Here is a 26,520-nt window from a genome sequence, read left to right as displayed (position 1 = left end):
CGATGTCAGGTGACGACGAGGGCACGCGGCTCGCCGAGCAGCACGAGGGTCGGACCGTCGCGCGCGCCACGATGAAGGACGTCGCGGCCCTGTCCGGCGTCAGTCTCAAGACCGTCTCGCGGGTCGTCAACGACGAGCCCGGCGTCTCGCCCGAGGTGCGCGAGAGAGTGACTCGGGCGGCCCGGCGCCTCGACTACAGCCACAACGTGCATGCGAGCAACCTGCGTCGCACCAGCGGGCGCACGGGCACCGTCGGCGCCCTCTTCCAAGACATCAGCAACAGCTTCTCGGCCAGCCTCCTGCGGTCGCTCGAGGATGTCGCCCGGGCCCGGCAGACCGCGGTCCTCGCCGCAAGCCTCGACGAGGAGCCCGAGCGCGAGATCGCCCTCGTACGAGGGTTGGTGGCCCGTCGGGTCGACGGCTTGGTCCTCATGCCAGCGACCTCGCGGCAGGACTACCTCGCGCCTGAGCTGCGCGCCGGACTGCCCACGGTGTTCGTCGATCGTGTGCCGAGAGGGGTCGATGCCGACTCGGTGACGGTCGACAACGTCGATGGCGCCCGACAGGCCGTGCGCCATCTCCTGGGGCACGGTCACCGCCGCGTCGCGGCGCTGCTCGACCTGTCGACGATCCAGACGGCGCAGGAGCGCCTCCGGGGATACCGGGAGGCGCTGCAGGAGGCCGGCGTCGCCGCGGACGACGCGCTCGAGCTGCTCGACCTGCGCACGCCCGAGGCCTCCCAGCACGCCGTGCACTCCCTCTTCGTGGCAGGAGAGGGGCCCACGGCGATCTTCGCTGGACGCAACGACCTCGCCGTGGGCGCGGTCCGGGCCCTGCGCGCCCTGGGACTCGGCGGTCGTGTCGCCGTCGTCGGCTTCGACGACTTCCCCCTGGCCGACCTCCTCGACCCGCCGATGACCGTGATCCGCCAGAACGTCGCGCAGATGGGCGCAGAGGTGGGGCGACTGCTCTTCTCACGGATCGCCGGCGACACGTCGCCGCCGCGTCGCGTCGTCATCGAGCCGACGCTGGTCGTGCGCGGCTCGGGAGAGATCAGACCCTCCTAGCCCTCGCGGGACCAGCGCAGCCGCACGTGCTGGCCGGGGCGCAGCTGGGCGGCGAGTGCCACGGCTCGTCGGGTGAGCACGGCGACGACGGGGTAGCCGCCGGTGACCGGGTGGTCGGCGAGGAAGACGACGGGCTCGCCCCCGGGGGGCACCTGCACCGCGCCGGGGACCACGCCCTCGCTCGGGAGCTCACAGTCGGCATACGCGGGCTTGCGCTGGATCGCCTTGCCCTCCAACCTGATTCCCACGCGGTTGCTGCGCGACGAGACGGTCCACGCACCCTCGTCCACGCCGGCGAGGTCGCACCACTCGGCACGTGGTCCCGGGACGACGTCGAGCACGACCTCGCCACCGCGGGTCGGCTGCTGGGGCGCCACCTCGACGACGGGGAACGTCGGCGGCGCGGCTCCGACGGGCAGGACGTCACCGACCGTCGGCACCGGTGGGCCCACCCGGGCCAGCGTGTCCGTCGAGCGGGAGCCCAGCACCGGCGCGACCGTGATGCCGCCGCGCACCGCCAGCCACGTGCGCAGTCCGGCCGCAGGCGCACCGAGGGTGAGCACCCGTCCGTCGGCGAGGGCGACGGGGGCGCCGTGCGGGACCGGTCTGCCGTCGACGTCGGCCGGGCAGGGCGCGCCGGTCAGCGCGACGAGCAGGTCTCCGTGAGCCCGCACCGAGAGGCCGCCGAGCGTGACCTCGAGCGACGCGGGCGCCGGCCCGTCCACGTCCGCGGGGTCGAGCAGGTGCCCGACGAGCCGCAGCCCGAGCAGGTATGCCGTGGGGTCGGCTGCCCCGGAGCGGCCCACTCCCACGTCGGCGAGTCCCGGACGTCCGAGGTCCTCGACGAGCGTGAGCGGCCCCGTCGCAAGCACCTCCAGCCCGCGACGAACCCCACCCTCGAGTGGCCCCACAGCCCCAGGAACTCCAAGAACTCCAGAAGCCCCAGAGGCCCCACGTGCTCGACCCCCACCACCGTCGAGTGGCCCCGCCGTCCCAGCCTGAACACCCTCCAGACCGTCGAGTGGCCCCGCCGTCCCATGCGTCTCCGGGACGGGAGGGGTCACGGGGCCACTCGACCGGGGGTTGGATGGGACGGGAGGGGTCACGGGGCCACTCGACGGGGGGTTGGAGGTGGCGGGAGGGGTCACGGGGCCACTCGACAGAGGGTTGGAGGTGGCGGGAGGGGTCACGGGGCCACTCGACGGGGGGTGGGCGGTGGCGTCGAGATCGACGAAGCGGACCGAGGTGCCCGGAGCGAGCAGCGCCGGTGGGTCCCGGTCCACGTCCCACAGCACGGCGTCCGTCGTGCCGATCAGCTGCCACCCACCGGGCGAGTCCTGGGGGTAGATGCCGCCGAACGGCCCTGCGAGAGCGACGGACCCGGCTGGGACCCGCGTGCGGGGCTCGGCGCGACGCGGGACCTGCAGGCGCGGGTCACCGTCGACGAGGTAGGCGAAGCCGGGCGCGAAGCCCCCGAACCCCACCCGCCAGGTCGTGCCGGCGTGGGCACGGACGACCTCCTCGCGGGTCAGCCCGGTCAGAGTGGCGACCTCCTCGAGGTCGGGCCCGTCGTAGCGCACCGGGATGTCGACGACCGCCTCGGCCACCTCGGTCACCGCCGCGGCCAGACCGGTGGCCTCGTCGAGGCACGCCCGTCCCACGTCCCAGCGCCGGCCGGGGTCGCGGAGCGCGACGAGCACGGTGCGCGCCCCGACGACGAGGTGGTCGACGGCCTCCCACACCCCCGTGGCGCCGTCGACGAGCGGCGCCAGGTGGGCGCGGAGGGCGAGCGCGGCGTCGGTGTCGGCCACCTCGACGAGCAGGGCTGTGCCGCCCATCGGCAGCAGCCGGGCGTCCACGCTCAGCCCGCGAAGGGGCGGATCTCGACGCCGGACTGCTCGAGCGCAGCGCGCACGGCCCGCGCCATCGCGACCGCACCGGGGGTGTCGCCGTGGATGCACACCGACTCGGCGCGCACCTCGACGTCGGTGCCGTCGACGGCGGTCACGAGTCCGTCGCGGGCGAGCCTGACCACCCGGGCCGCCACCTCGGCGGGGTCGCGCAGCACGGCGCCGGGCTCGGTGCGCGGGACGAGTCGCCCGTCCGGGGTGTAGCCGCGGTCGGCGAACGCCTCGGTGACGGCGCGCAGCCCGGCGTCGGTCGCCATCTCGAGCACGAGGCTGCCGGGCAGTCCGAGGACGGGCAGCGACGTGTCGACGGCCACGACGGCGTCGACGAGTGCCCGGGCCTGCGCCTCGTGGTGGGCGACCGCGTTGTAGAGGGCACCGTGCGGCTTCACGTAGGCCACGTCGGTGCCCTCGACCTGGGCGATCGCCGAGAGGGCACCGAGCTGGTAGATGATGTCCGCCGCGAGCTCGTCGGGCGGGACGTCCATGAAGCGCCGACCGAAGCCGACGAGGTCGCGGTAGGCCACCTGGGCGCCGACGACGACACCCCGCTCGGCGGCATACCGGCACGTCGTGCGCAGGGTGAGCGGGTCGCCGGCGTGGAAGCCGCAGGCGACGTTGGCGCTCGTCACGACGTCGAGCACGGGGGCGTCGTCTCCGAGGGTCCAGGCGCCGTAGGACTCGCCGACGTCGGCGTTGAGGTCGAGTCGCATGTCTCGATCCTGCCCCACGACCGTGCGCCGTGGTGGGCCCGCCGCGGAATGCGACAGCCCGACGCGTGGCGCGCCCTGTCCGATGCGGCTGTCCGGATCGGACAGTCCTGTGACGGACCGTTGACGTCCGTTCGGGCGCCGCCGAAGGATCACGGCATGACAACGACCGTCACCTCTCGCCGCCGCTTCCTCGGGCTCCTCGGAGCGGGAGGAGTCGCGACCTGTCTGCCCCTCACCCAAACGCCCACGGCGTCCGCGTTCGGCGTGTCCGAGTCCGGCGTGGCGCCGCTCGCGCCGCCCGCCGGATGGCTGGACGGTGACGCGGTGGCGCAGACCTACCACCGCGCGCTGCTGCGCCACACCCGCTGGACGGAGACGCAGTGGGACGCGTCCGCGGGCACCTACCGCAAGACGGACTTCAACTTCGCCGTCGTCCTCGGCCACGCGCTCCTGCTCACACGCGGCGACTACGACGCCGACGAGGCCGGCATCGACGAGGCCACCCTCCGGCAGCGCACCCTGGCCACCATCAAGCACTTCGCCGGCACCAACCGCAACGCCGGCGGCACCGAGTGGGGCCGGACCCTCTTCTGGGACAGCACCTTCCAGCTCTACGTCCAGCTGGCCGCGCGCCTGCTCTGGGACGAGCTCGACCCACAGACCCGCGACCGCATGCAGGCCATCGCCGTCGAGCAGGCGGCCTACACGACGTCCCTCGGCACCTCCGACGACCCCGCCTCCGGGTCCTGGAGCCCCAACGGCCTCAAGGGCGGCTGGGTCGGCGACACGAAGCTCGAGGAGATGGGGGTCTACACGCAGTCCCTCGCCCCGGGCCTGGCGTGGGGGTCCGACGACCCCCGCTGGGAGAGCTGGATGGCCACGTACGGCCGCTGGAGCCGCAACGAGGCCGGGCTCCCGCAGGCCGACGCGGCCAACCCGACCCTCGTCGACGGCATCCCGGTGCTGACCAACACCTCCCACAACATCTACGACACGTTCGTCGTCGAGAACCACGGGTCGTTCGGCCCGCACTACCAGTCCGAGCTCTGGCGCACCTCGGGCCGCAACTCCGCCCACTTCATCGTCGCCGGCCGGCCGCTGCCCGAGGTGCTGACCCGCCAGCCCAACGGCGAGCCGCTGTGGAACCGCCTCGTCGGCGTCATGAGCGACGCGGGCGAGCCCCTCATGCCGCTCGTCGACGACCGCGAGCACCTCTACGGCCGCGACGTCATCCCGATCGCCTTCCTCGCGCAGGTGATCGGCGACCGCGCCGCTGCCCGCGCCGAGACCGACCTCGCCGAGCGGCTGCTGCCCTACCTCGCCTACCCGCCGGAGTACCGCCTGACGAAGTTCTCCGGCGAGCCGAAGTACGAGCCCGAGGCGCGCGCCGAGGTCGCGATCAGCTTCCTGCTCCACGAGTGGCGCGCGGCCCACGGCGACGTGCCCGTGCCCCTGACCTCCGAGGAGCTGTATGCCGCCGGCACCGGGGCCGTCGACCTGGGCTCGGGTCCGGGCATCGTCTCGCACCAGAGCCCGCGCGCCTGGGCCGGCGCCGTCAGCAAGGCCGGCTTCGTCAAGCTCGCGTGGCAGCCCGAGCACGACGACTGGTTCTTCAACCTCGGTGGCAGCTCACCGATGTACCTTCCTCGCACGAACCTCGGGGTGACCGGTCGGAACGTGCGCACGTATGCCGCGGCACGCGACGGCTACGACGCGTCGGTCACCGTGCTCACCCTCGGCACGGCCGGACGGGTCGGGCTCGCCACGCTTCCCGGCGGCGAGGTCGTCATGACGAGCTCGGGGGTGGCCGATCGCGAGGGCACGTTCGGGCTGCACAACCTGACGATGCCCGGCGTGCGCGGGCTGGACGGCAGCCGCACCTTCGTCACCGCAGACGGCACGCTCGAGGCGAAGGCCGCCGACGCTCAGGGTCCCCTGCCCAGCGGAGTCGCGCGCCGTGACGTCGTCGACGTCCCCGGGTCGGTGACGGCGCGCCACGTCCGGATGCTCGGCGTGACACCCGACCCGACCTACGGCTACTCGATCGTCTCCTTCGAGGTGCGCTCCTCGGCGGACGGCGCCGACCTCGCGGCCCGACGCCCGACCACGGCCTCGTCGAGCGACACCGGCCGCGCCCCGTCCCTCGCGACCGACGCGAGCTCCTCGACCCGGTGGGCCGTGTCGCGGGCCGACCGTCCGCGTGCCGACAGCTGGCTCGCCGTCGACCTCGGGACCCCGACCGCGATCGCCGAGGTGACGATCGACTGGGAGGCGTCGGCCGGCCGGGCCTACGTCGTGCAGACGTCCGACGACGGCACGTCGTGGACGACGCGCGCCTCCTACCCCCGCGTGCTGCGCAGCTCGCGCTGGGTCGGCATCGACGACCGGGTCGGGTTCCTCGTGCGCGGCTCGACCAACCCGATCGAGGTCGGTGACAGCATCCTCACGCTGTCGGCCGGTCCGGCCGCAGGCAGTGCCGGCATCGTCGTCGAGGGCCTCCCGGACGTCCGGTCGGCCGATCTCGCGCGGCTCGCAGCGACCGCGGAGGCTTCTGCTCCGCGACCGGGGACGCCGGGCGTCACGGCGTCGCTCGTGGGCGGCCTGCTCAGCCTCGTCAACCTCACCGGCGCGGCCGTCGACACCGACGTCGCGCTGCCCTCCGAGGGCCCCGTGGCCTGCTACGACGGCACGCAGCGCGTCACCGGCGACGGCAGCGTGCTGACGGCCGCGCTCGCCGCGTCGTCGGGAGCGGTGCTCGCAGCGCGGGCGACGGTCTCGGCGATCGGCGGCGGCCGGCCGGCGGAGGGCCTCGTCGTCACCATCGACGACGCCGTCACCGCACGCCTGAGCGGCATCGACGGCCAGGTCGACCTCACCTTCGCGAACGGCGAGCACCGCCGCGTGACGGTGTCGCGCACCCGGACGACGACCGCGAGGGTCAGCGGCACGGCATACCCCCTCGACGACCTGGCCCTGACCCGTCAGACGTTCCCGACCTCACCCCTGCCCCCGACGATGACCTCGCCGGCTGCGGCGGTCGACGGGGCGGACTCGACGGCGTGGGAGGTCACCGGGTCGGGCCGCATGGTGGTCGACCTCGGCGACGCCCGCGCCCTCGGCACGGCGGTCGTCGACTGGGGCACCGCGCCCGGCTTCGGCACCGTCGAGGTCTCGGACGACGGCCTGACCTTCCGCCGCGTCGGCCGGGTCGGCCCCGGCACGCAGCTGGGCTCCCTGAGGCTCGGGACCTCGGCCCGCTACGTGGGGCTGTCCGTCGAGGCGCCCGGCGAGTCGGGCCGCACGGTCACGGTCCGGAGGTTCACCGTCACGTCGGGCTGAGGACGTCTACGAGAGCGACCCGTAGAAGTCGGGCAACCTGCTCTCGTATGCCGTCAGCACCTCGCGCGCGACCGTGACTGAGTCGACGAGTGGGTGGAGCGCAAAGGCCTGCACCGCAAGGGATCTCGACCGCTCGACGGCCGCTCGGATGACGATCTCGTCGACGGCCTTGACCTGTTGCACGAGCCCGAGCGCGTGGCCGGGGAGCGGGCTCACCGTGACGGGCACGGGGCCGGCCGCGTCGACCCGGCACGGCACCTCGACGACGGCGTCGTCCGGCAGTCCCGCGACGGCGCCGCCGTTGCGGACGTTGAGGATGAGGCGGGCCGGCTCGTCGCGGGCGATCGCCGCCATGAGCGCCAGCGCCACGCCCTCGTAGCCGCCGCCCTCGACGTCGGCCTCGGCGCGCTCGTGCGACTGCCCGTCGTCGCCCTCGCGGGTCTCCTGCATGTAGGTCGCGTTGCGGTCGCGACGCACGGAGTCCCAACGCTGCCAGGCCTGCTCGGGGGCTGCGGCCACCCCGGCGTAGAAGTCGGCCTGCTGACCGACGAGGTACTCGCCGCGCGTCTGCGGAGCGCCGGTGATCTGGGCGATCGCGTCGCGGGTGAAGTAGTAGTAGAAGAGGTACTCGTTGGGCAGGGACCCGAGCGACCGCAGCCAGTCGGTGCCGAAGAGCTGCCCCTCCTCGATGGCGCCGAGCGCGGCGTCGTCCGCGAGGAGGTCGGGCAGCAGGTCGCGGCCGTCGTGGCGCAGACCCGTGAGCCAGCCGAGGTGGTTGAGCCCGGCGTAGTCGATCTCGAGGTCGTCGAGGTCGTGACCGAGGGCTCCGGCCGCGCGCTTGGCGAGACCCAGCGGGGAGTCGCAGATGCCGACGACCCGCTCGCCGAGCACCGTCTGCATCGCCTGGGTCACGAGCCCCGCGGGGTTGGTGAAGTTGATGACCCACGCGTCGGGCGCCAGACGGCGTACGCGTTCGGCGACGTCGAGCGCGACCGGCACCGTGCGCAGGCCGTAGCCGACCCCGCCCGGTCCGGTCGTCTCCTGGCCGAGGAGCCCGAGGTCGAGCGCGATCCGCTCGTCAGCGGTGCGGCCCTCGACGCCTCCGACCCGCATCGCGGAGAAGACGAAGTCGGTGCCGGCGAGCGCCGCGTCGAGGTCGGTCGTCGCCGTGACCGTGGGCGGCGCGGTCGCGGCGGCCGGGTGCAACGCGGCCTGGGCGGCGAGGACCTGCCGCATGACGTCGAGCCGTGCGCCGTCCGTGTCGTGGAGCACGACCTCGGTGACGCGCCGGTCCGCGGTGTCGCGCAGCAGCGCACCGTGGACGAGCGGCACGCGGAACCCGCCCCCGCCGAGGATGACCAGCTTCATGGCAGCACCACCCTCGGACCGTACCAAGGTGTGACGACGGGGCCACTCGACGGTCGCGACGCCAGACGCTCGCGCCCGGCACGAAGAGTGGCCACCCGGCATACGTCGGCGTCAATCCCGGCGAGTCGCGGACCGGAGTGCGGGATCATGGGGGCGTGCCTCTCAACCACACGTTCGACCCGCTCGCGTCCCGTCGCACCGCCGACGAGCCGTCGCTCGACGTGTTCGTCTGGGGCACGGTCTTCCTCGACATGATCTTCGCCGGGCTCCCGAGCGCACCCAAGCCGGGCACCGAGGTGTGGGCCGAGGGTCTCGCCTCGTGCCCGGGCGGCATCGCCAACCTCGCCGTCGCCACCCGCCGCCTCGGCCTGCGCACTGGGCTCGCGGCCGCGTTCAGCGACGACGACTACGGCGACTTCTGCTGGCGCACGCTCGAGGAGCAGGAGGGCATCGACCTCGCCCGGAGCCGCCGCTTCGCCGACTGGCACAGCCCCGTCACCGTCTCGATGTCGGTCGACCGCGACCGCAGCATGGTCTCGCACGGCCACCCCGCGCCGGTCGCTGCCGCTGAGCTCATCGGCACGCCCCCGCGGTCGCGCGCGGTCATGGTCGACCTCGGTGAGGACGAGGCCTTCGGGGCGAGCGGACCCACGTGGGTCGACCGGGCCCGCGACAACGGCGCGCTCGTCTTCGCCGACGTCGGCTGGGACCCCAAGGAGCAGTGGTCGCCGCACGTGCTCGACCGGCTCGAGCGCTGCGACGTCTTCATGCCCAACGCCGTCGAGGCGATGGCCTACACCGGCACCCGTTCGCCCGTCGAGGCCGTCTACGCCCTCGCCGACCGCGTGCCCGTCGCCATCGTCACCGACGGCGCCAACGGGGCCCTCGGCATCGACGCCCGCACGGGCGAGGAGTCACGGGTCCCGGCGCTGCGGGTGCAGGAGGTCGACCCGACCGGGGCCGGCGACGTCTTCGGAGCCGCCCTGCTCGTCGGCACCCTCGCCGAGTGGCCGCTCGAGCAGCGGATGACCTTCGCCAGCCTGTGTGCCGGGCTCGCGCTCCAGCAGTACGGCGGCTCGCTCGCGGCTCCCGGCTGGGGCGACCTCGCCGACTGGTGGACCGCACTCGTCTCCGACACGAGCGGCGACGCCTACCACCGCTCGCTCCGGCGCCGGTTCGGCTTCCTCGACGAGATCGTGCCGCGCGTGCCGGTCATGGCGTGCCGCCGCGCCACCGCCACGATCGCCAAGCGCGCCGACGTCCAGGACCTCGACTGACCGTCACCCGTCGCCACGGGGCACGATGGTGAGGTGACCGAGATGCCCGCCGAGCTGCCCGAGCTGCCCGAGCTGCCCGAGCTGCCCGAGCTGCCCGCCGACGTCAGCGACCTCGCGGCCCTCGACCTCCACGCCGCGCAGGTGCAGGACTGGTCGATCGCCGGGGACTCGTTCAGCTGGACCCTCCTCGCCGGCGACACCGACCGGGGCCACGAGCTCGCCACCGTCACCTACGTCGGCGCCGTCGTGCTCCACACCAACCGGCGCGACCTCGACCGCGCCGTGGCGGCCGCCGCCGCGGTCGAGCGGTCCGAGGTCGTGCCCACCGGGGAGGGCGGCTTCGAGCACCGGGTCGTGCTCGTGCCGTCCTACCCGCTCGTCGTCCGCTTCTGGAGCGTCGAGGTGCGCCGGATGCCGGCTCCCGACCACCTGCGGCGCGTGCGCTGACCCGGGGACGGGGCCACCCGGCATACGCCATCGGTGGGTCGGCGCCATCGACGGCCGGGCCCCGGGGTGCCATGGTGAGTGCATGGAGAAGTCGTCGTTGACCGCCCTTGCGCGGGAGCTGCTCGAACACGCCACGACGGCCTCGAGCGGGCGCGACGCCGACACGGTCTACGGCGGCCACGAGCACGTGCTGCGCCAGACCGTCGTCGCGATGACAGCCGGCCGGTCGATGACCGAGCACGAGAACCCCGGCGAGGCCACGGTCCAGGTGCTGCGCGGACGGGTGCGCATCAGCACGGCCGACGCGTCCTGGGAGGGTGCGCCGGGTGACCTGATCGTCGTCCCGCAGGCGCGCCACTCCCTCGAGGCGCTCGAGGACTCTGCGGTGCTGCTCACCGTCGCCAAGCTGCCCTGACGGGGGCTGACCCGGCCCGACCGGGCCGACCCCGGCGGCACGGCACACGCCGTCGGTCGCCGCCACGCAGCGGTGCGCGGTGGATCACCGGCCTCGGGTGCCGACGATCCACCGCACTCAGTCGCCGCCGATGCCGGTGCGCTCGACGCCCTCGACGATCCAGCGCTGGAGGAAGAGGAACATCAGCAGCAGCGGCACGATCGCGACGAGCGCCGCCATGAAGAGCTGGCTCACCTGCACCGACTGCGCCGTGAGGAAGGTCGAGAGCGCGATCTGCACCGTCCACGACTCCTGGTCGCGGCCGATGACGAGGGGCCAGAGGAAGGCGTTCCACGAGCCGATGAAGGTGATCGTGCCGATGGCCGCGACGAAGCCGAACGAGTTGGGCACGACGATCTTCCAGAACGTGCCCCAGTAGCCGAGTCCGTCGATGAAGGCCGCCTCCTCGATCTCCTTGGGGAAGCCGAGGAAGAACTGCCGGAAGAGGAACGTCGCGAGCGCCTGGAAGAGCCCGGGGATGATGAGGCCGCGCAGCGTCGAGATCCAGCCGAGCGTCGACACGAGGACGAAGCTCGGCACGAACGTCACGGCCGCCGGGATGAGCAGGGTCGCGGTGATCGTGTAGAAGACGGCGTTGGACCAGCGGTACGGGATGCGCGCCAGGCCGTAGCCGGCGAGGCCTGACACGATGAGGACGCCGACCGTCTGGGTCACCGCGATGAGGCCCGAGTTGAGCAGGCTGCGCGCCATCGGGATCGCCGGGTTGTCGAAGAGGCCCGTGAGGTTGGAGGTCTCCCAGACCGGCGGCAGCCAGTGGAAGTCGGGCGAGCCGAGGTCCTGCTCGCGCATGAACGCGCTGCGCACGAGCAGGTAGAAGGGGACGAGGAAGAGCAGCGCCGCCGCGACGAGGGCGCTGTAGCGGGCCCACCCCGTGATGCGGGACTGCCGCTTGCTGCGGACGATCGCCATCAGTCGCCCCTGTCGCCGAGTCGGAGGATGCGGCCCTGCACCACGGCGACGATCGCGATGATGAGGGTGAGGATGACGGCGCCGGCCGACCCGTGGCCGAAGTCCTGACCCGAGCCGAGCGCCGTGTAGTAGAGGTAGACGAGCGGCGGCCGCGCGTAGGGCGGGTAGGTGCCGAAGGTCGACAGGATGTTGTAGAACTCGTCGAACGCCTGGAACGCGTTGATGAGCAGGAGCAGCAGCACCGCCGTCGACGTCGCGCGCAGCTGCGGCAGGGTGATGTGACGGAAGACCTTCCACCCCTCGGCGCCGTCGATCGCAGCCGCCTCGTAGAGCGTCGGGCTGATCCGCTGGATGCCGGCGAGGAAGAGGATCATGTAGAAGCCGACCTGCAGCCAGAGCCTCGCCGTGACGATGACGAGCCAGTACCACGGCGGCTCGGCGAGGCTGAGCCACGGGATCGAGTCGATGCCGAACCAGCCGAGCACCGCGTTGGCGAGGCCCGAGCGGATGCCGCTGAAGATCGACATCTTCCAGACGAGCGCGGCCACGACGTAGGAGCACGCGGTCGGCAGGAAGAAGACCGACCGGAAGAACGACTGCATGACGCGGGTGCGCGCGACGAGCAGCGCCGCCCCGAGCGAGATGACGAACGTCGTCGGCACGATGAAGACGGCGAAGGCGAGGAACGTGACGAGGCTGTTGCGGAAGGCGGGGTCGCGGAGCATGTCGAGGTAGTTGCCGACGCCGACGAACTTCGTGGGGGTGACGGTGTTGTAGGACTCGAAGAACGACAGGTAGATCGACCAGGCGATCGGGATGTAGACGAAGACGATGAGCCCGATGACGAACGGCCCGACGAAGACCCAGAACCACAGGTTGCGGTCCTGGCGCCCGCGCAGGCGGCGACCGAGCGACGGCCTCCCCGGCTCGGTGGGGGGTGGCGTCGCCCGGTCGGCTGCCTTCCGCTGCGCGGCGCTGTCGTATGCCGCCGGGTCGGCCTGCGCCGTCAGGCGAGGACCCGCTTCAGCTCGGCGTCGGCCACGGTCTTGACCTTGGCGATCTCGCCTGCCGGGTCGGCGCCCTCCTTGACGATGCGGTTCATCGCGTCACCGAAGGCCGTGGCGCACTTGGGCGTCCACAGGATCGGGCTCTGCGCGTGGCCGACGTCGGTCGCGAGCTTGGCCGCCTCGGCCGCCTGCCCGCTCGCGAGCGTCGACGCCTGGCTGATGAGGCTCGTGCGCGACGGGATGTGGAAGCCGTAGGCCGTCGCGAAGTCGAGCTGGTAGGCCGTCTGGTCGATCCACAGCCACTTGGCGAACTTCTTGGCGGCCTCGACGTCCTTGCTCTTGGCGCTGACGCACGAGCCGTAGGCGCCGACGGGGACCGACGCCTTGCCCTGGCCGTCGAGGGCGGGCCAGGCCATGACGCCGAAGTCGTCGCCGAGGCCCTTCTTGAGGTCGGGGAAGGTCCAGAGGCCGGTGAACTGCATGGCCGTGAGGCCGGCGGTCAGGGCCGACGGGTCGAACCAGTCCTTGGGCGCCCCGAGGAGCAGCACCTTGGCGTCCCACATCTCGCGGAGCTTGCCGAGGGCGGTCGCCGCGCGTGGGTCGTCGAAGCCGAACTGGTTGTCCTTGGTGAGGTAGTCGAGCCCGGCCGACCACAGCATCGGGCCGCCCATGAGGCCGGCGCCGCCGTCGTTGCCGAGGAAGAGGCCCTTGACGTTGCCCTGGGTCAGCTTCTTCGCCGCGTCGATGAGCTCGTCGATGGTCTGGGGCGGGGTGATGCCGGCCTTGTCGAGCATCGACTTCCGGTAGACGAGCAGCTGCATGTCGACGACCTGCGGGATGGCGTACGTCTTGCCCTCGTAGGTCATCCGCTCGAGGATGCTCGGGTTGAGGTCGGACTTCGTGTCGCCGATGAGGTCGGTGAGGTCGACGACCTGGCCGCCCTTGATCATGTCGATCGTCGGGCCGTTGCCGTACTCGAAGACGTCGGGCCCGGCGTCGGTGAGCAGCGAGGCGGCCGTGGACTGGTCGTAGTCGCCGGGCTTCCAGCTGACCTTGACGGTGGCGTCCTTGTAGGCGGCGGCGTAGCGCTCGACGGCCTGCTGCGTGCCGGCCTCGCCGTACTGGTGGTACCACTGGTTGAGCGTGGCGCCGCTGCCTCCGCCGGTCGCGCCACCGGTGGCTGCCGGCTCGCGTCCGGTGTTGCTGCCGCACGCGGCGAGCGCACCCGTGACCGCAGCGGCACCGCCGAGCGCGAAGAGCGAGCGCCGGCTGAGGTGGCCCCCGAGGGCCTGGCCGATCTCGCGGCCGATCTCCTTGTCAGACATGAGGTTCCCCTGCGTCCTTCCTGCCCGGGTGTGCGGGCGCCGTTCACCACGGTGGACGTCCGGCCAGTCTGCTCGACCTCGCCCACCCGGCGATCGTATGCCCGTAACCTCCGCGTATGCCGGATGGGCCACTCCCCGACATCCGAGCGGCCGGGACGTGGCTCAGATGGCGGCCGGCGAGTTGAGCGGGTTGTTGCTCGTGGTCTCCGGCGCGGTCCGGAGCAGCTGGTGGACGAGCAGGAGCGTCTGCTCGTCCTCGAGCGTCATGCGCCGGCCGAAGTGGCCGCGGGCGCGGGCGACGCCCTCCCCGACCCGCAGGACGGTGGCGCGCACGTCGTCCCGGGTCTCGACGGCCATCCGTTCGAGCAGCCGCGTGACGGAGAGCAGTCCGGAGACGATCGGGCGGCCGTCGAGCTCGAACTCGTCGAAGAGCCAACGGCGCTCGGCTGCGGCGGTGCCGAGCAGCTCGCGTCCGGGACCCGCGCTGCGCAGGGCCGCGTCGGTCACGGCGTCCCAGAAGGCGCCACGCTCGTCCTCGTCGAAGCGGACCCGTCCGGCCAGGGCGCTCAGCACCCACACGGGGGCGAACCGGAGCGTGACCCACTCCTGCTCCGACCACTGCTCACGCCACTGCGACACGACCGCCACCGCCTCTCACGCGCTCGGGGCACCTCCAGCGTACGACCGGCCTGTCGGTGAGGTCGTGGAGTCCTTCCGGCACCAGGTGCCGGAAGAACTCCACGACCTGCCGGGTCTCGTCCGTCAGGCAGGGCCGGTCAGCGGCATCTCGCGGGCGGCGACGACGGGGCGCAGCACGGCCTCGACCTCGGGCGTGCAGAACCAGCGCCGGAGGCAGTCGTCGGCGAGGACGTTCGCGAGGGCGCCGAGCACCATCGACTGGTCGAGCGAGAGGTGGCGACCCGCGTGCCGACCGGTGCGGGTGTCGACGGCGTCGATGAAGCCGCCCGGTCCGTAGGCGCCGAGGTCGCGCTCGATGCGCACGAGGTTGTCGGCTGCCTCGTCCGGCTCGACCATGAGCGCCATGGCCGAGGCGTGCGGCGTGACGACGACCTCGCCGTCGCGCTCGCTCGGGTAGCCGTCGGGCTCCCAGGCGATGGGCGGGACGCCGAAGACGGAGTAGCCCTCGCCGGGGCAGGCCGAGGGGCTGAATCCCCAGTAGCCGTAACCCTTGTCGTCCATCGCGTACTCCCGCTGCAACGCGACCGTTCGGGCCTCGTTGACGCCCCACGTGTCCGGCGCCCACGTCGCCTCGGGCACGAAGATCGTCGGCATGAGCGCCTCGAACATCGACCCGCCGAAGGTCGGCACGACGTCGCGGCCCCGGTAGTGCCGCAGCGGGGTGTCGAGCGCGGCATAGTGCTCCGGCGGGATCTGGCCGTGGGCGATGCCGACGTAGCTCGCGATCCGCGGCTCCGAGTCGAGCAGGTCGTAGTGGTGCGTCGTGTGGAACACCTCGGCGTGCCCCGGCACGAAGGCGGCGCGCCGGGTCGGCTGGCCCGGGTCGTCGACCCAGAAGCCGCCGGTGAGGCGCCCGCCCGGCCCGTCGGGCCCGGCCGAGGGGTCGTGGAACACCCCGAAGTCCATCCGGTCGAGCACGACGCGGGCTGCAGGCGCGACGCGGGGCTCGGCGGCGGCGGCCACCATGAGGCCGGCCGCGAGCCAGCCGTTGTCGACGCTCGAGAGGAACTGCTGGATCTCGTGCCCGCTGTCGGGCATCCGGCGGAGCAGGGCACCGGAGCGGTCGTCGTACCAGTTGTAGAACATTTCGGACTCGTCGTGCACCTCCATGCGGGCGAGCGTCGCGAGGAGCCGCGCGAGGCGGTCGTGCGCGTCGTCGGCGGCCACGAGGCCGAGGTCGCGGGCGGCGACGGTGCACCACAGCAGGCCGCCGATGTTCGTCGGTGACGTGTAGCCGCTGCGCGTCGCGGGGTCGAGCGAGGCGGCGATGCTGTCGGTCGGCAGGCCCGTGTCGGGGTCGGTCATCGCCTCGAAGGAGCGCCACGTGTCGGCGGCCCAGCGGAGCAGGGTGGTGCGGTCAGGCATACGGAAGGGTCCTTCGGCTTGGGTTGGCGGGTCTGGGGGATGCACGGAAGTGACCACTCGACGGGGTCGGGAGACCGTCCCTCCCTCGAGTGGTCGCTTCCGCACGCACGGGAGTGACCACTCGACGAGCGGGAGTGACCACTCGACGGGGTTGGGGTGCGGTGGGGTCAGTCGCCGACGACGGAGGTCTGGTCCCAGTCGCAGCCGCACGAGCCGCGCACGACCATGCGGGTGGGCAGCACCTGGGGGTGCACGTCGAACGTGCGCCCGGCGATGCGCTCGTGGAGCCGGATCGCGGCCCACCGCCCGAGCTCGCGCATCGGCTGCTGCACCGTGGTCAGGCCCGGCGCGAGGTAGCGCGAGGTCATGATGTCGTCGAAGCCGACGACCGCGATGTCGTCGGGCACGCGCCGGCCCTCGCGGCCGAGCAGCACCATCGTCGCGAGCGCGAGCTCGTCGTTGGCGCAGACGAGCCCGTCGATCTCGGCACCGGCTGCCTCGGCCTCGCGCAGGCCCTCCATGACGCGGCGACCCGACGTCTCCTCGTACTGCACGCGGATCGGGCCGGCCACCTCGGCGCCGCGCTTGCGGGTCAGGGCGTGCTGGAAGCCGCGGTAGCGCTCCGAGACGTCGTGCGAGGTGTCGGGGTCGCCGACGAAGACGAGCCGCGTGCGGCCGTGCTCGAGCAGGTGCCGGGTCAGCTCGGCCGAGCTGATGAAGTTCTCGACCTGCACCGAGTCACAGCCCTCGATGGCGTCGCGCGCGACGAGCACCGTCGGGGTGGAGCGCACGATCTGGCGCACCATCGTGTCGCTGACCGTGTCGTTGGCGATGACGATGCCGTCGACACGGCCGAGGATCTTGCGCACCGAGGCCTCGGCGTCCTTGGACGCGTCGCACACGACGACGACGACCGACTGCCCCTCGCGGGCGGCCGTCGACTCGAAGCCCGAGAGCAGCTCGGAGTAGTAGGGCCCGCGCAGCCCCGGCAGGACGAGGCCGTGCGTCTCGTGCGACGGCACGTCGACGGTGCGGCCGGCGCGGAGCGGGACGTACTCGAGGTCCTCGACGGCCCGCAGCACCCGCTGACGGGTCATCGCCGACGCCGGGGTCGAGCCGCTCAGCACGCGCGAGACGGTGGCGATGGACACGCCGGCCCGCTCGGCCACGGTGTAGATCGTGACCGGTCGCGCGTCATCGTGCTCAGTGGACACCCGGGCTCCCTCTTCCGGGGACAACTGTGCACGGCGCCGCGCCGCTTCACAAGCGGGGCGCAGCACCCCGGGCCGACCGCCACGGCGACCGATGGCGTATGCCGTCCGGCCGGCTCGGCAGCCACGGCGGGGTGGTCCGGGGCTCCCTCCCGGACCACCCCGCCGCGACGTCCGAACGGTCCTGCCGAGCGAGACCTCAGAACGGGTTGGGGATCGCATCGAGCAGGCTGCGCGTGTAGTCGTCCTTGGGGTCACGGATGACTCCGAGGGTCGGCCCCTTCTCGACGACCTTCCCGTTGTTGAGGACGATGACCTCGTCGGAGAGCATGCGGGCGCTCAGCAGGTCGTGGGTTATGTAGAGGATGCCGACGTCGTTCTCCTTGACCAGGTCGTTGAGCAGCTCGAGGATCTCGGCACGGATCGAGACGTCGAGGCTGGAGATCGGCTCGTCGGCGACGATGATCTCCGGCTCGACGGCGAGCGCCTTGGCGATGATGACGCGCTGGCGCTGGCCACCGGAGAGCTCGTAGCCGTAGCGGTTGATGAACCGCTCGGCCGGAGTCAGCGCGACCCGCTCGAGCAGCTCCTTGACGCGCTCGCGCAGCTCCTCGCCCTTGAGCCCCTGGTAGTTGACGAGCGGACGGGACAGGACGTAGCCGAGTCGCTTGGCGGGGTTGATCGAGCTGTACGGGTCCTGGAAGACCATCTGGACGTCGCTGCGGTAGTCACGCAGCGCCCTTCCCTTGAAGCCCGAGACGAGCTTGTCGCCGTCCGGGCCGTGGAAGACGATGCGCCCCTCGGTCGGGGTCTCGACACCGGTGATCATCTTGGCGAGGGTCGACTTGCCGCTGCCGCTCTGGCCCACGAGCGCCGTCACCTCGCCCCTGCGGAGCTCGAAGCTGACGTCGCTGACCGCCTCGGTGCGGGTGACGGTGAAGCCCCGTCGGCGCTCGAAGACCTTCGAGACGCTCTCGACCGAGAGCACGACCTCGTTGGCCAGGGCGCTCCGGGACTCGTCGGAGGTCTTGACGAACTGGGGTCCCTCGAATCCGCGCTTCGGCTCACCGAACTTCTCGGCGCCGCCGTCCGCACGCTGCAGCACGGCGACGTGGCAGGCCACCCGCCCACCGTTCAGCGGCACGAGCGGGGGGTCCTGCTCGAGGCAGAGCTGGATCCGCTCGGGGCACCGCGGGGCGAAGCTGCACCCGACGATGTCGCGGCTGAGGTCCGGCGGCCGGCCGGGGACGTAGGTGATCTTGACGGTCTCGTCGCGGGGGTCGCCGTACGAACCGAGCAGCCCCTTCGTGTACGGGTGCAGGGGTTCACGCAGCAGCGCGCCGGCGCTCTGGTCCTCGACGATGCGACCGGCATACATCACGAGGATGCGGTCGGAGAGCTCGAGCACGGTGCCGATGTCGTGGCTGATGAAGAGGACCGCGAAGCCCTGCTCGGCCTGGAGGCGCCGGACGTTCTCGAGGATCGAGTGCTGCACGACGACGTCGAGACCGGTCGTCGGCTCGTCGAGGAGGATGAACTTCGGGTCGAGCGCCAGGGCCAGCGCGAGGTTGACCCGCTGGCGCATGCCCCCGGAGAGCTCGTGCGGGAAGGCGGTCATGAACTTCGGGTCGATGATGACCATGTCGAAGAGCTCGCGGATGCGGCGCGTCACCGCCTCGCCGCGCAGCTGCGAGTGCTGCTCGATGACGTCGCGGAACTGCGCCTCGACCCGGACGACGGGGTTGAGCGAGTTCATGCTGCTCTGGAAGACCGTCGAGAGGTCACGCCAGCGCAGCGAGCGCAGCTCGTCCTCCGGGAGCTCGGTGATGTCGGTCCCGTTGAACTCGATCGAGCCACCGCTGATGCGACCCGGGCGCTGGAGCAGCCGCAACAGTGCCGTGCCGAGCGTCGTCTTGCCCGACCCGGACTCGCCGATGAGCCCGACGAACTCACCCGGCTCGATGGAGAAGCTGACGCCCTGGACGGCGTCGAGGGGGCGTGATGCCTTGGGCTCGTAGCGGACGCTGAGGTCGCGCACGTCGAGGAGTGTCATGCGTCCTCCCGCAGGTGGGGGTTGCTCAGCAGGTCGACGCCGAAGTTGATGAACGTCGTCGCGGTCATGAGGATGGCGAGCACGAGACCCGGCGCGAAGACCCACAGCCACAGACCCTGGGCGATGGCCCCTTGCGCGTTGGACTGGTAGAGCATCGTGCCCCACGAGACGTTGCGGCTGTCACCGAGTCCCAGTGCCGCCAGGCCTGCCTCGGCGGCGATGGCGCCGGTCGCGGCACCGACGAAGCTCGCGAGCACGAGCGAGCTCATGTTGGGCATGATCTCGCGGAAGACGATGCGCCACGTCCCCTCGCCCGAGAACTTCGCCGCGGTGACGAAGTCGCGGTTGCGCAGCGTGATGATCTGCGAGCGTTTCGCACGGGCCGCGCCGGCCCAGGACGTGATCGACACGACGCCGACGATGAGCCAGAGTCCGCGCACCTCCGAGTAGGCGACGAGGGTGATGATGAGCGGGAAGACGGGGATGACGAGGAAGACGTTGGTCAGGAAGGACAGCCCGTCGTCGAGCAGACTGCCCTCCGCGTAGCCCGAGATGAGGCCGATGACGGTGGCGATCACGGTCGCGAAGAGACCGCCGAAGAGACCGACCAGCAACGAGATCCGCGAGCCGTAGATGAGCTGTGACGCGATGTCCTGTCCGCTCGTCGTCGTGCCCAGCCAGTTGGTCGAGCTCGGGCCGGCGAGCGGCTCGAAGGACCCGTCGAGCGGGTCGTGGGGAGCGATCAGGGGCGCGAAGACGGCCACGAGCACGTAGATGCCGAGGACGATGACGCCGACCCTGGCCTTCTTGCTGCTCCAGATCACCTGCCACCACTGGTCGGGTGTCTCGACGTCGCTGACCTGCTCGACGGCGAGGTCCTGACCCGGCTCTCCCGCTGACATGAAGTCCTCGCCGGGGGTGGGTACGGGGGTCGTCGTCATCCTTCAGCCCTCCTCGCACGCGGGTCGAGCACGCCGTAGAGCAGGTCTGCGACGAGGTTGGCAAGGAGCACGCCGACCGTGGTCAGGAGCATCAGTGCTTGCAGCAAGGGGTAGTCCTTCTGTTCGACGGCCTCGCCCATCAACCGGCCCATGCCGGGATAGTCGAAGACCGTCTCGACGAGGATCGCGCCGCCCAGTACGCCGCCGAGTGCGAGCGCGAAGCCGGTGACGCTGGGCAGCAAGGCATTCCGGGCGGCGTACTTCAGCGCGACGTCCCGGTCGCGCAGGCCCTTGGCCTTGGCGAGCCGGATGTAGTCCTCGCCGAGGTTCATGATCATCGTGTTGCGCATGCCGAGGATCCAGCCGATGGGCGTGACGATGAGCAGGGCCAGAGCGGGCAGGAAGGAGTGCGAGACGGCCTCCTGGATGAACGGCCAGTTCCACCCCGGGGTGGCCTCCTCGTAGCCGCCCGACGTCGGGAACCAGCCGAGGCTGTAGCCGAAGACGTAGAGGAGCAGCAGACCGATCCAGAAGGGCTGCAGCGTGCCGAGGAAGGTCGAGCCCAGCGTGACGACTGAGTCGAAGCGCGAGTTGCGTCGCCACGCGGCATACGCCCCCAGCACGACGCCACCGACGAACGAGAGCACCTGCGCGATCGTCACGAGCACGACCGTCCACCAGAACGCCTGCGCGATGACCTCGGTCACCGGGAAGGGGTAGTAGGTGTAGGACAGGCCGAAGTTGCCGTGGATGAGCTCGCCCAGATACGAGATGTACTGGTGCCACAGCGAATCCGTCGGGGTGCCGAGCATGGCCCGCATCGCCTCGACCTGGGCCTGGTCCAGGGCGGCGTCCTTGCCGGCCATCCGCTTCACCATGATCTCGGCCGGGTCGCCGGGCTGCAGTCGTGGGATGAGGAAGTTCAGGGTGACGACCGCCCAGAGGGTGGCCAGGAAGAAGCCGAACTTCCGCGCGAAGTACGTCATGCGGGCCTCTCTGCCCGGGCCGGGGCGGCTGGACCAGCCGCCCCGGCGGAGGCGGGGTTCGTCACTTCGGGGCAGCGAGGTGGGTCAGCATCAGGAGCTTGTCGTCCTGGGGGTTGGCGTACGGGTCCTGCTCGCTCGGCCAGCCGACCGCCTTGTCGGTGCGGTAGATGACGCGAGCCGGCGCGTAGATGAGCGACGTGACCGGGTACTGCGTCATCATCGTGTCGACGAGCGGGGCCAGGTCGGCCTTCTGGCTCTCCTTGTCCGTGTCACCGGCGAGCTTCGTCACGGCCGCGTCGACCGCAGGGTCCTTGAAGCGCTGGACGTTGGGCAGCACCTCGGTCTTGGTCGGGATCTGGGTGCTCGAGAGCTTCGTGCCGAGGTTCTTGGCGAGCTCGCAGCCACCGTGGAGGTACTCGAGCATCAGCTGGTAGTCACCGGTCTTCTTCTGGCCGTCCACCGAGTCCGGTGCGGAGGCCGTGACCTTCGACGTGATCCCGAGGTCGTTGAGCCCCTTGACGGCCACGTCGGCCATCGCCTGGTAGTCGATGAACCCGGCCTGGACGGAGAAGTTGACGGCGAGCGGGGAGCCGTCGGGGTTGGTGCGCTTGCCGTCGGCACCCTTCTTGTAGCCGGCCGCGTCGAGCAGCTGACCGGCCTTGGCGAGGTCGTAGGGCAGCACCGTGTCCTCCCCGGCGTACTTGTCGGGCAGGAGGCTCTCCATGGACGGCAGCTTGAGACCGGTCTGGCTCGCCGGCTTCATGACGCCGTAGGTCGCCTTGACCGACATCTCCTTCTTGTTCATGGCGTAGGAGATGGCCTCGCGGAACTTGACGTCGTTGAAGGGCGCCTTCTCGTTGTTGCCCGTGAGCACGGTCATGCCGTTGGGCGCGTAGTAGAAGTGGTTGTTCTTGGGGTCCGCGCTGACGAACGTCTTCTCGGGGTTGGGGATCTCACCGAAGTAGGCGTCGAGCTGACCGGACCGCAGCTTGAGGGCTGCCTGCGCCGCGTCGTACTGGCCCTCGAGGACGAGCTTCTTCACCTTGATCTTGTCGGCCTGCCAGTAGTCCGGTCGACGCTCGAGGACGAGCTGGCGGCCGTTGAAGCTGCCCACCTTGAAGGGCCCGGTCGACACGGGCGTCTTGTCGACGTACTTGGTCGGGTCGCCGACCTTCGAGTAGATGTGCTCGGGCAGGATCTTCGCGGCGATGATCCCGTCGTACTTGGGTGCGGCGTTGCCGGAGAAGGCGAAGACGACCTTGTTGCCCTCCGCCGTCACGCTGGTGGCGGGCGCACCGAAGGTCGACGTCCAGACACCGGGCTTGTCGAGCGCCGGATACTGCTTCATGAGGTTGAAGGTGAAGGCGACGTCCTTCGCGGTGAATGGCTGGCCGTCGGTCCACTTGACACCCTGCCGGATGTCGAAGGTGAGCTTCTCGCCACCCTCCCAGGTGGCCTTCTCGGCCAGCCACGGAGTCTCCTCGCAGGTCAGCGCGTTGCGGACGATGAGCTGCTCGTAGAGCCACGTCGTCGTCAGTGGCTTCGGCGCATAGGGGTTGTAGTTCGCGAGACTGCCGACCGATGCGTCTGCCTCCGAGGGGAACGTCAGCTGGGCGATCATCCCTCCGGCGCCTGCTGCGCCGTCGTTCTCCTTCTGTTTGGCGCTGCCGGCACAGCTGGCGAGGGCCAGCGCGGCGGTCAGGCCGGTCACGATCAGCACGGGCTTACTTCGAGTCAGCGTCATTGCAGACCTCCGTCGGGGGCGTTTTGCGTCAGGCTAGGCGTCCGTCAACGCCCCCTGTCAACGACTTGCGACCATGTAACTACTTTCATACCCACTTCCGTGCTGCCCCTGACTTTCATTTGTTTTCAGGGGGATTCGCCTATCGCTGATCGGAGGAGGCACTGGTAGGAAAGAGAGGTGCCCGACGACAACGCCGTCCTGACCGCCCCCTCGGTCCTCACCCTGGAGGGCAGCTCCGGGCTCTTCGCCGAGGTCCTCGACAACGGTGCGCTCCGCCGTCTCGAGGCCTTCGGCACCAGCCTGCTGCTGCACCCCGCGACCGTTGCCGAGGCGGGACTGACGAACGTCCACCTCCGCGTGCACCGGCCGGACGGCATCCGTCGTCGGGCCCTGCTGGGGCCGGGCAGCGGCTCGGTCGTCACCGTCGGCGGGACCCAGGGCGACGGCGCCGTCGTCGTCACCGGCCAGCACGAGGGCCTCGACTACCGCCTCACCCTCCAGGTCGGTGACGGCTCAGCGGACACCCCCGAAGCCCCGGCCACCCCCGCCACCCCGACGTGGCACTGGGACCTCGAGCTGACGAACACGACGGGCGAGCCCGTCACCGCCGACGCGGTCCTGACCCACGACCCCGCCCTGGCACCGCTCGGCAACGTCCGGATCAACGAGTACTACGTCAGCCAGTACCTCGACATCACCCCGGTCGCCACGGCCGCGCACGGCACGGCCGTCGCGGTGCGTCAGAACATGCCGGGCGAGCGCGTGCCGTGGCTCATGGTCGGCACGGTGGGCACCGGCACCGGCTGGGCGACCGACGCGCTCCAGCTCGTCCGCCGCACCGGTCGCGGCGTGACGTGGCCGGGCCTCGACGCCGCGGACCTGCCGAGCGCGCGCCTCCAGCACGAGCACTCGCTCATCGCCCTGCAGGACGCCCCGGTCGAGATCGTGCCGGCCGAATCCCACCGCACCGGCTTCTGGGGCATCGCCCTGGAGGACCACCCCGAGGCCACGTCCGACGCCGACGCCCGCTGGGCCGACGTCGCGCTCGCGGCCACCCCGACCCCGTGGGCGCCGGCGGGCGACGGCGCCCACGGCCGGCCGACAGATGCTGCCGAGGGCGACCGAGCGGCGGCACCCGCCACGCTGTGGTCGTCGAGCCCGGCCTTCGCGTCACGGGCCCTCGACCGCGACGAGCTCGACGCCGCCGGCCTGCTCGAGGGCCGCACCGACGTCGAGACGGCCGACGACGGCACCGAGCTCGCGTGGACCGTCCGCGGCGGCCAGCTCGTGACTCCCGCCAAGGAGCTCGCGGTCCTGCGTCCGCACGGCCACCTGCTGCGCACCGGTGACGCGTTCACACCCGACTCGCGGTCGCTCGCGTCGACGGTGTGGATGGCCGGCACCTTCCACTCCCAGGTCACCCGCGGCCACGTCGGCCGCAACCCCGTCGTCACGGGTCGCCGTACCTACCTCGGCCTCCAGCGCGCGCACGGCGTGCGCCTCTTCGTCGAGGACGCCGACGGCACGTGGAGCCTCCTCGAGACCCCGAGCGCGTGGTTCACCGGCCTCGACCACTGCACGTGGTGGTATGCCGCCGCGTCGGGTCCCGTGCTCACCGTGACGTCCGCCGCGCCTGCCGACGAGCACGCCCTGACGCTGTCGGTCGGGCAGCGCGGCGCGGCTCCGCGCCGGGTCATGCTCGCGCTGCAGGTCGCCGACGACCTCTCGGACGCACCCTCCGTCACGACCGCCGACGACCACGTCGAGGTCACGACCGCGGGCGACCCGCGCCCGTGGCGGGTCTCGTGGTCCGGCTCCGGCACCGCCGAGGTCGGCGACGCCCGGCTCCAGGCCGACGGCGAGGGCCGCGGCCCGGGCTGGCTCACCGTGCTCTTCGACCCGAGCGAGCAGCTCGAGGTCGTCGTCCGCTCCGCCCCCGGCGCCGGCGAGGCAGCGGCCGGCGAGGTTGTCCCCACCGGCGAGCACCTCGGAGCAGCCTTCTGGGACAAGGCCGGCCACGCCGTGACCCTCGACGGGTCGTCACTCGGCCACGCCGGGTCCCAGGCCGCGAACCTCTCGGCGGCCCTGCCGTGGTTCACGCACAACGCCTTCGTGCACTACCTCTCCCCGCGTGGGCTCGAGCAGTTCTCGGGCGGCGCGTGGGGCACCCGCGACGTCTGCCAGGGGCCCGTCGGGCTGCTCACGGCGCTCGGCCGGCAGGACGCCGTCCGCGACGTGCTGCTGCGCGTCTTCCGCGCCCAGAACGCCCGGGGCGACTGGCCGCAGGCCTTCGAGTTCCTCCCGCCGCTGCCCGAGACGGGCCAGCAGGACTCGCACGGTGACGTCGTCTTCTGGCCCGTCCTCGCAGCCGGCGACTACCTGCGCACGAGCGGCGACGCGAGCCTGCTCGACGAGACGGTCGCCTTCGTCGGCGACGACGCGCTCGGCGAGCCGGCCACGGTGGCCGAGCACCTGCGTCGTGCGGTCGCGCGGATCGCGGAGTGCACGGTCCCCGGGAGCCCGCTGCCGGCATACGGCCACGGCGACTGGAACGACTCGCTCCAGCCGGCCGACCCGCACCTCGCCGCCCACCTCGTCTCCACGTGGACGGCCGTGCTCCAGACGCAGTCGCTGCGCACCCTCGCCGAGGGCCTCCACGCGGTCGGTGCGCCCAACGGCGCCTCTGCGCTGGCCGCCGACGCGGACGAGCTCGCCGAGCGCACCCACGACGCCCTCCTCGACCAGCTCGCGGCCGACCCGGTGCTCCCGGGCTACCTGCTGCAGCACGAGGACGGGCACTTCGAGCCGCTCGTCCACCCGACCGACGAGCGCACCGGCCTGCACTACGGCGTGCTGCCGTGGATCCACGCGATCGGCGCCGACCTGCTGACGCCGGAGCAGGCCCGCCACCACCTCGACCTCATCGAGGAGCACCTCCTCGGGCCGGACGGCGCGCGCCTCTTCGACCGGCCGGTCAGCTACGTCGGCGGTCCGATGACGGTCTTCCAGCGCGCCGAGGCGAGCACCTTCTGGGGCCGCGAGATCGGCCTCATGTACATGCACGCGCACCTGCGCTACGCCGAGGCGCTGGCCCGTGTCGGTGACGGCGCGGCCCTGCTCACGGCGCTCGCCAAGGCGAGCCCGGTCGGACTGGACTCGCTCGTGCCGCAGGCGCGCCCGCGCCAGACGACGTGCTACTACTCCTCGTCCGACGGCGCCTTCACCGACCGCTACGACGCGTCGGAGCGGTACGCCGCGCTCATGGCCGGCGACGTGCCGCTCGAGGGCGGGTGGCGCGTCTACTCGTCCGGTCCGGGGCTCGTGCTCCGGCTCGTCACCGAGGTGCTCCTCGGCATCCGCCAGCGCGGCGACGACGTCGAGATCGACCCGGTCCTGCCGCCGAGCGGTGACGGTGGCGCCGGCGCCGGCACCTCAGAGCTGACCGCGCGCCTGCCCCTGGCCGGCACCGACCTCACGGTCCGCTACGTCGTCGGGCCCGAGGGCCACGGCGTCCGCCGGGTCACCGTGAACGGGCGCGAGCTGAGCCTGCGACCGCTGACCAACCCCTACCGCCGGGCGGGAGCGGCCGTCCGGACCGCCGACCTGCTCGCGCCCCCGACCGGCGAGACCACCGACGGCCCCGACGCCACTGCCCCGACCAGCGAGATCCTCGTGGAGACCCACTGA

The 26,520-nt window shown here is 71.9% G+C and carries 19 protein-coding genes; 6 read left to right on the top strand and 13 right to left on the bottom strand.

Annotated features, from left to right (window positions below):
* Positions 1–2 precede the first annotated feature (2 nt).
* Positions 3–1,067: a LacI family DNA-binding transcriptional regulator gene (locus ACSQ2D_RS21125; protein WP_435987965.1), complete on the top strand. Its 1,065-nt coding sequence runs from the start codon at positions 3–5 to the stop codon at positions 1,065–1,067.
* Here the strand turns inward: ACSQ2D_RS21125 and ACSQ2D_RS21120 are convergent.
* Positions 1,064–2,905: a carboxyltransferase domain-containing protein gene (locus ACSQ2D_RS21120; protein WP_435987964.1), complete on the bottom strand. Its 1,842-nt coding sequence runs from the start codon at positions 2,903–2,905 to the stop codon at positions 1,064–1,066. The genes ACSQ2D_RS21125 and ACSQ2D_RS21120 overlap by 4 nt on opposite strands.
* Positions 2,906–2,928: 23 nt before the next feature.
* Positions 2,929–3,687 carry a LamB/YcsF family protein gene (locus tag ACSQ2D_RS21115; protein WP_435987963.1) on the bottom strand — a complete coding sequence of 253 codons (759 nt, stop codon included), beginning with the start codon at positions 3,685–3,687 and terminating at the stop codon, positions 2,929–2,931.
* 156 nt (positions 3,688–3,843) lie between these two features.
* Between ACSQ2D_RS21115 and ACSQ2D_RS21110 the strand changes: the two genes are divergently transcribed.
* Positions 3,844–7,026, top strand: coding sequence for a discoidin domain-containing protein (locus ACSQ2D_RS21110; protein ID WP_435987962.1), 3,183 nt, complete (start codon positions 3,844–3,846; stop codon positions 7,024–7,026).
* A 6-nt stretch (positions 7,027–7,032) separates the two neighbouring features.
* Here the strand turns inward: ACSQ2D_RS21110 and ACSQ2D_RS21105 are convergent, their stop codons facing one another.
* A complete protein-coding gene (locus ACSQ2D_RS21105; RefSeq protein WP_435987961.1) occupies positions 7,033–8,394 on the bottom strand; it encodes a 6-phospho-beta-glucosidase in 1,362 nt (453 codons plus the stop codon).
* Between the two features lie 155 nt (positions 8,395–8,549).
* Here ACSQ2D_RS21105 and ACSQ2D_RS21100 point away from each other — a divergent pair, with 155 nt between their 5' ends.
* The 3 genes from ACSQ2D_RS21100 (at position 8,550) to ACSQ2D_RS21090 (ending at position 10,533) form a co-directional block, all read left to right on the top strand.
* Positions 8,550–9,671, top strand: a complete 1,122-nt coding sequence (locus ACSQ2D_RS21100; protein WP_435987960.1) for a carbohydrate kinase family protein — start codon at positions 8,550–8,552, stop codon at positions 9,669–9,671.
* Between the two features lie 33 nt (positions 9,672–9,704).
* On the top strand, positions 9,705–10,118 hold the full coding sequence (locus ACSQ2D_RS21095) for a hypothetical protein (RefSeq protein ID WP_435987959.1): 414 nt from the start codon (positions 9,705–9,707) through the stop codon (positions 10,116–10,118).
* 82 nt (positions 10,119–10,200) lie between these two features.
* Positions 10,201–10,533, top strand: a complete 333-nt coding sequence (locus tag ACSQ2D_RS21090) for a cupin domain-containing protein (RefSeq protein ID WP_435987958.1) — start codon at positions 10,201–10,203, stop codon at positions 10,531–10,533.
* Positions 10,534–10,650: 117 nt separating this feature from the next.
* On the opposite strand, the gene ACSQ2D_RS21085 is transcribed toward ACSQ2D_RS21090, so the two are convergent.
* The 10 genes from ACSQ2D_RS21085 to ACSQ2D_RS21040 all read right to left on the bottom strand — a co-directional run bounded on the left by ACSQ2D_RS21085 (position 10,651) and on the right by ACSQ2D_RS21040 (position 22,809).
* Positions 10,651–11,502 (bottom strand): carbohydrate ABC transporter permease, encoded by an 852-nt coding sequence (locus tag ACSQ2D_RS21085; protein WP_435987957.1) that lies wholly within the window; start codon positions 11,500–11,502, stop codon positions 10,651–10,653.
* Positions 11,502–12,227 carry a carbohydrate ABC transporter permease gene (locus ACSQ2D_RS21080; RefSeq protein WP_435987956.1) on the bottom strand — a complete coding sequence of 242 codons (726 nt, stop codon included), beginning with the start codon at positions 12,225–12,227 and terminating at the stop codon, positions 11,502–11,504. The genes ACSQ2D_RS21085 and ACSQ2D_RS21080 overlap by 1 nt, the downstream gene beginning before the upstream one ends.
* A 281-nt stretch (positions 12,228–12,508) precedes the next feature.
* Positions 12,509–13,834: an ABC transporter substrate-binding protein gene (locus ACSQ2D_RS21075; RefSeq protein WP_435987955.1), complete on the bottom strand. Its 1,326-nt coding sequence runs from the start codon at positions 13,832–13,834 to the stop codon at positions 12,509–12,511.
* Positions 13,835–13,996: 162 nt separating this feature from the next.
* Entirely contained in the window at positions 13,997–14,473 is a 477-nt protein-coding gene (locus tag ACSQ2D_RS21070) for a hypothetical protein (protein ID WP_435987954.1), read from the bottom strand.
* A gap of 123 nt (positions 14,474–14,596) precedes the next feature.
* Positions 14,597–15,898 carry a glucoamylase family protein gene (locus tag ACSQ2D_RS21065; protein WP_435987953.1) on the bottom strand — a complete coding sequence of 434 codons (1,302 nt, stop codon included), beginning with the start codon at positions 15,896–15,898 and terminating at the stop codon, positions 14,597–14,599.
* Positions 15,899–16,065: 167 nt separating this feature from the next.
* Positions 16,066–17,112, bottom strand: a complete 1,047-nt coding sequence (locus ACSQ2D_RS21060) for a LacI family DNA-binding transcriptional regulator (RefSeq protein ID WP_435987952.1) — start codon at positions 17,110–17,112, stop codon at positions 16,066–16,068.
* Positions 17,113–17,308: 196 nt separating this feature from the next.
* Positions 17,309–19,162, bottom strand: coding sequence for an ABC transporter ATP-binding protein (locus ACSQ2D_RS21055; protein ID WP_435987951.1), 1,854 nt, complete (start codon positions 19,160–19,162; stop codon positions 17,309–17,311).
* Complete coding sequence (locus tag ACSQ2D_RS21050; RefSeq protein ID WP_435987950.1) at positions 19,159–20,103, bottom strand: ABC transporter permease; 945 nt, start codon at positions 20,101–20,103, stop codon at positions 19,159–19,161. The genes ACSQ2D_RS21055 and ACSQ2D_RS21050 overlap by 4 nt, the downstream gene beginning before the upstream one ends.
* A complete protein-coding gene (locus ACSQ2D_RS21045; protein WP_435987949.1) occupies positions 20,100–21,089 on the bottom strand; it encodes an ABC transporter permease in 990 nt (329 codons plus the stop codon). Before ACSQ2D_RS21045 ends, ACSQ2D_RS21050 begins: the two co-directional genes overlap by 4 nt.
* Before the next feature lie 61 nt (positions 21,090–21,150).
* The gene (locus tag ACSQ2D_RS21040) at positions 21,151–22,809 is read right to left on the bottom strand and encodes an ABC transporter substrate-binding protein (protein ID WP_435987948.1); all 1,659 of its coding nucleotides are present in this window, start codon (positions 22,807–22,809) and stop codon (positions 21,151–21,153) included.
* A 201-nt stretch (positions 22,810–23,010) separates the two neighbouring features.
* On the opposite strand from ACSQ2D_RS21040, the gene ACSQ2D_RS21035 reads away from it, so the two are divergent.
* Positions 23,011–26,520: a GH36-type glycosyl hydrolase domain-containing protein gene (locus ACSQ2D_RS21035; protein ID WP_435987947.1), complete on the top strand. Its 3,510-nt coding sequence runs from the start codon at positions 23,011–23,013 to the stop codon at positions 26,518–26,520.

The sequence above is a fragment of the Terrabacter sp. LjRoot27 genome (assembly GCF_964254175.1).
Taxonomy (GTDB): Bacteria; Actinomycetota; Actinomycetes; order Actinomycetales; family Dermatophilaceae; genus Terrabacter.
Note: the sequence above shows the minus strand (reverse complement) of the source record. Positions and strands in the feature narration are given on the sequence as shown.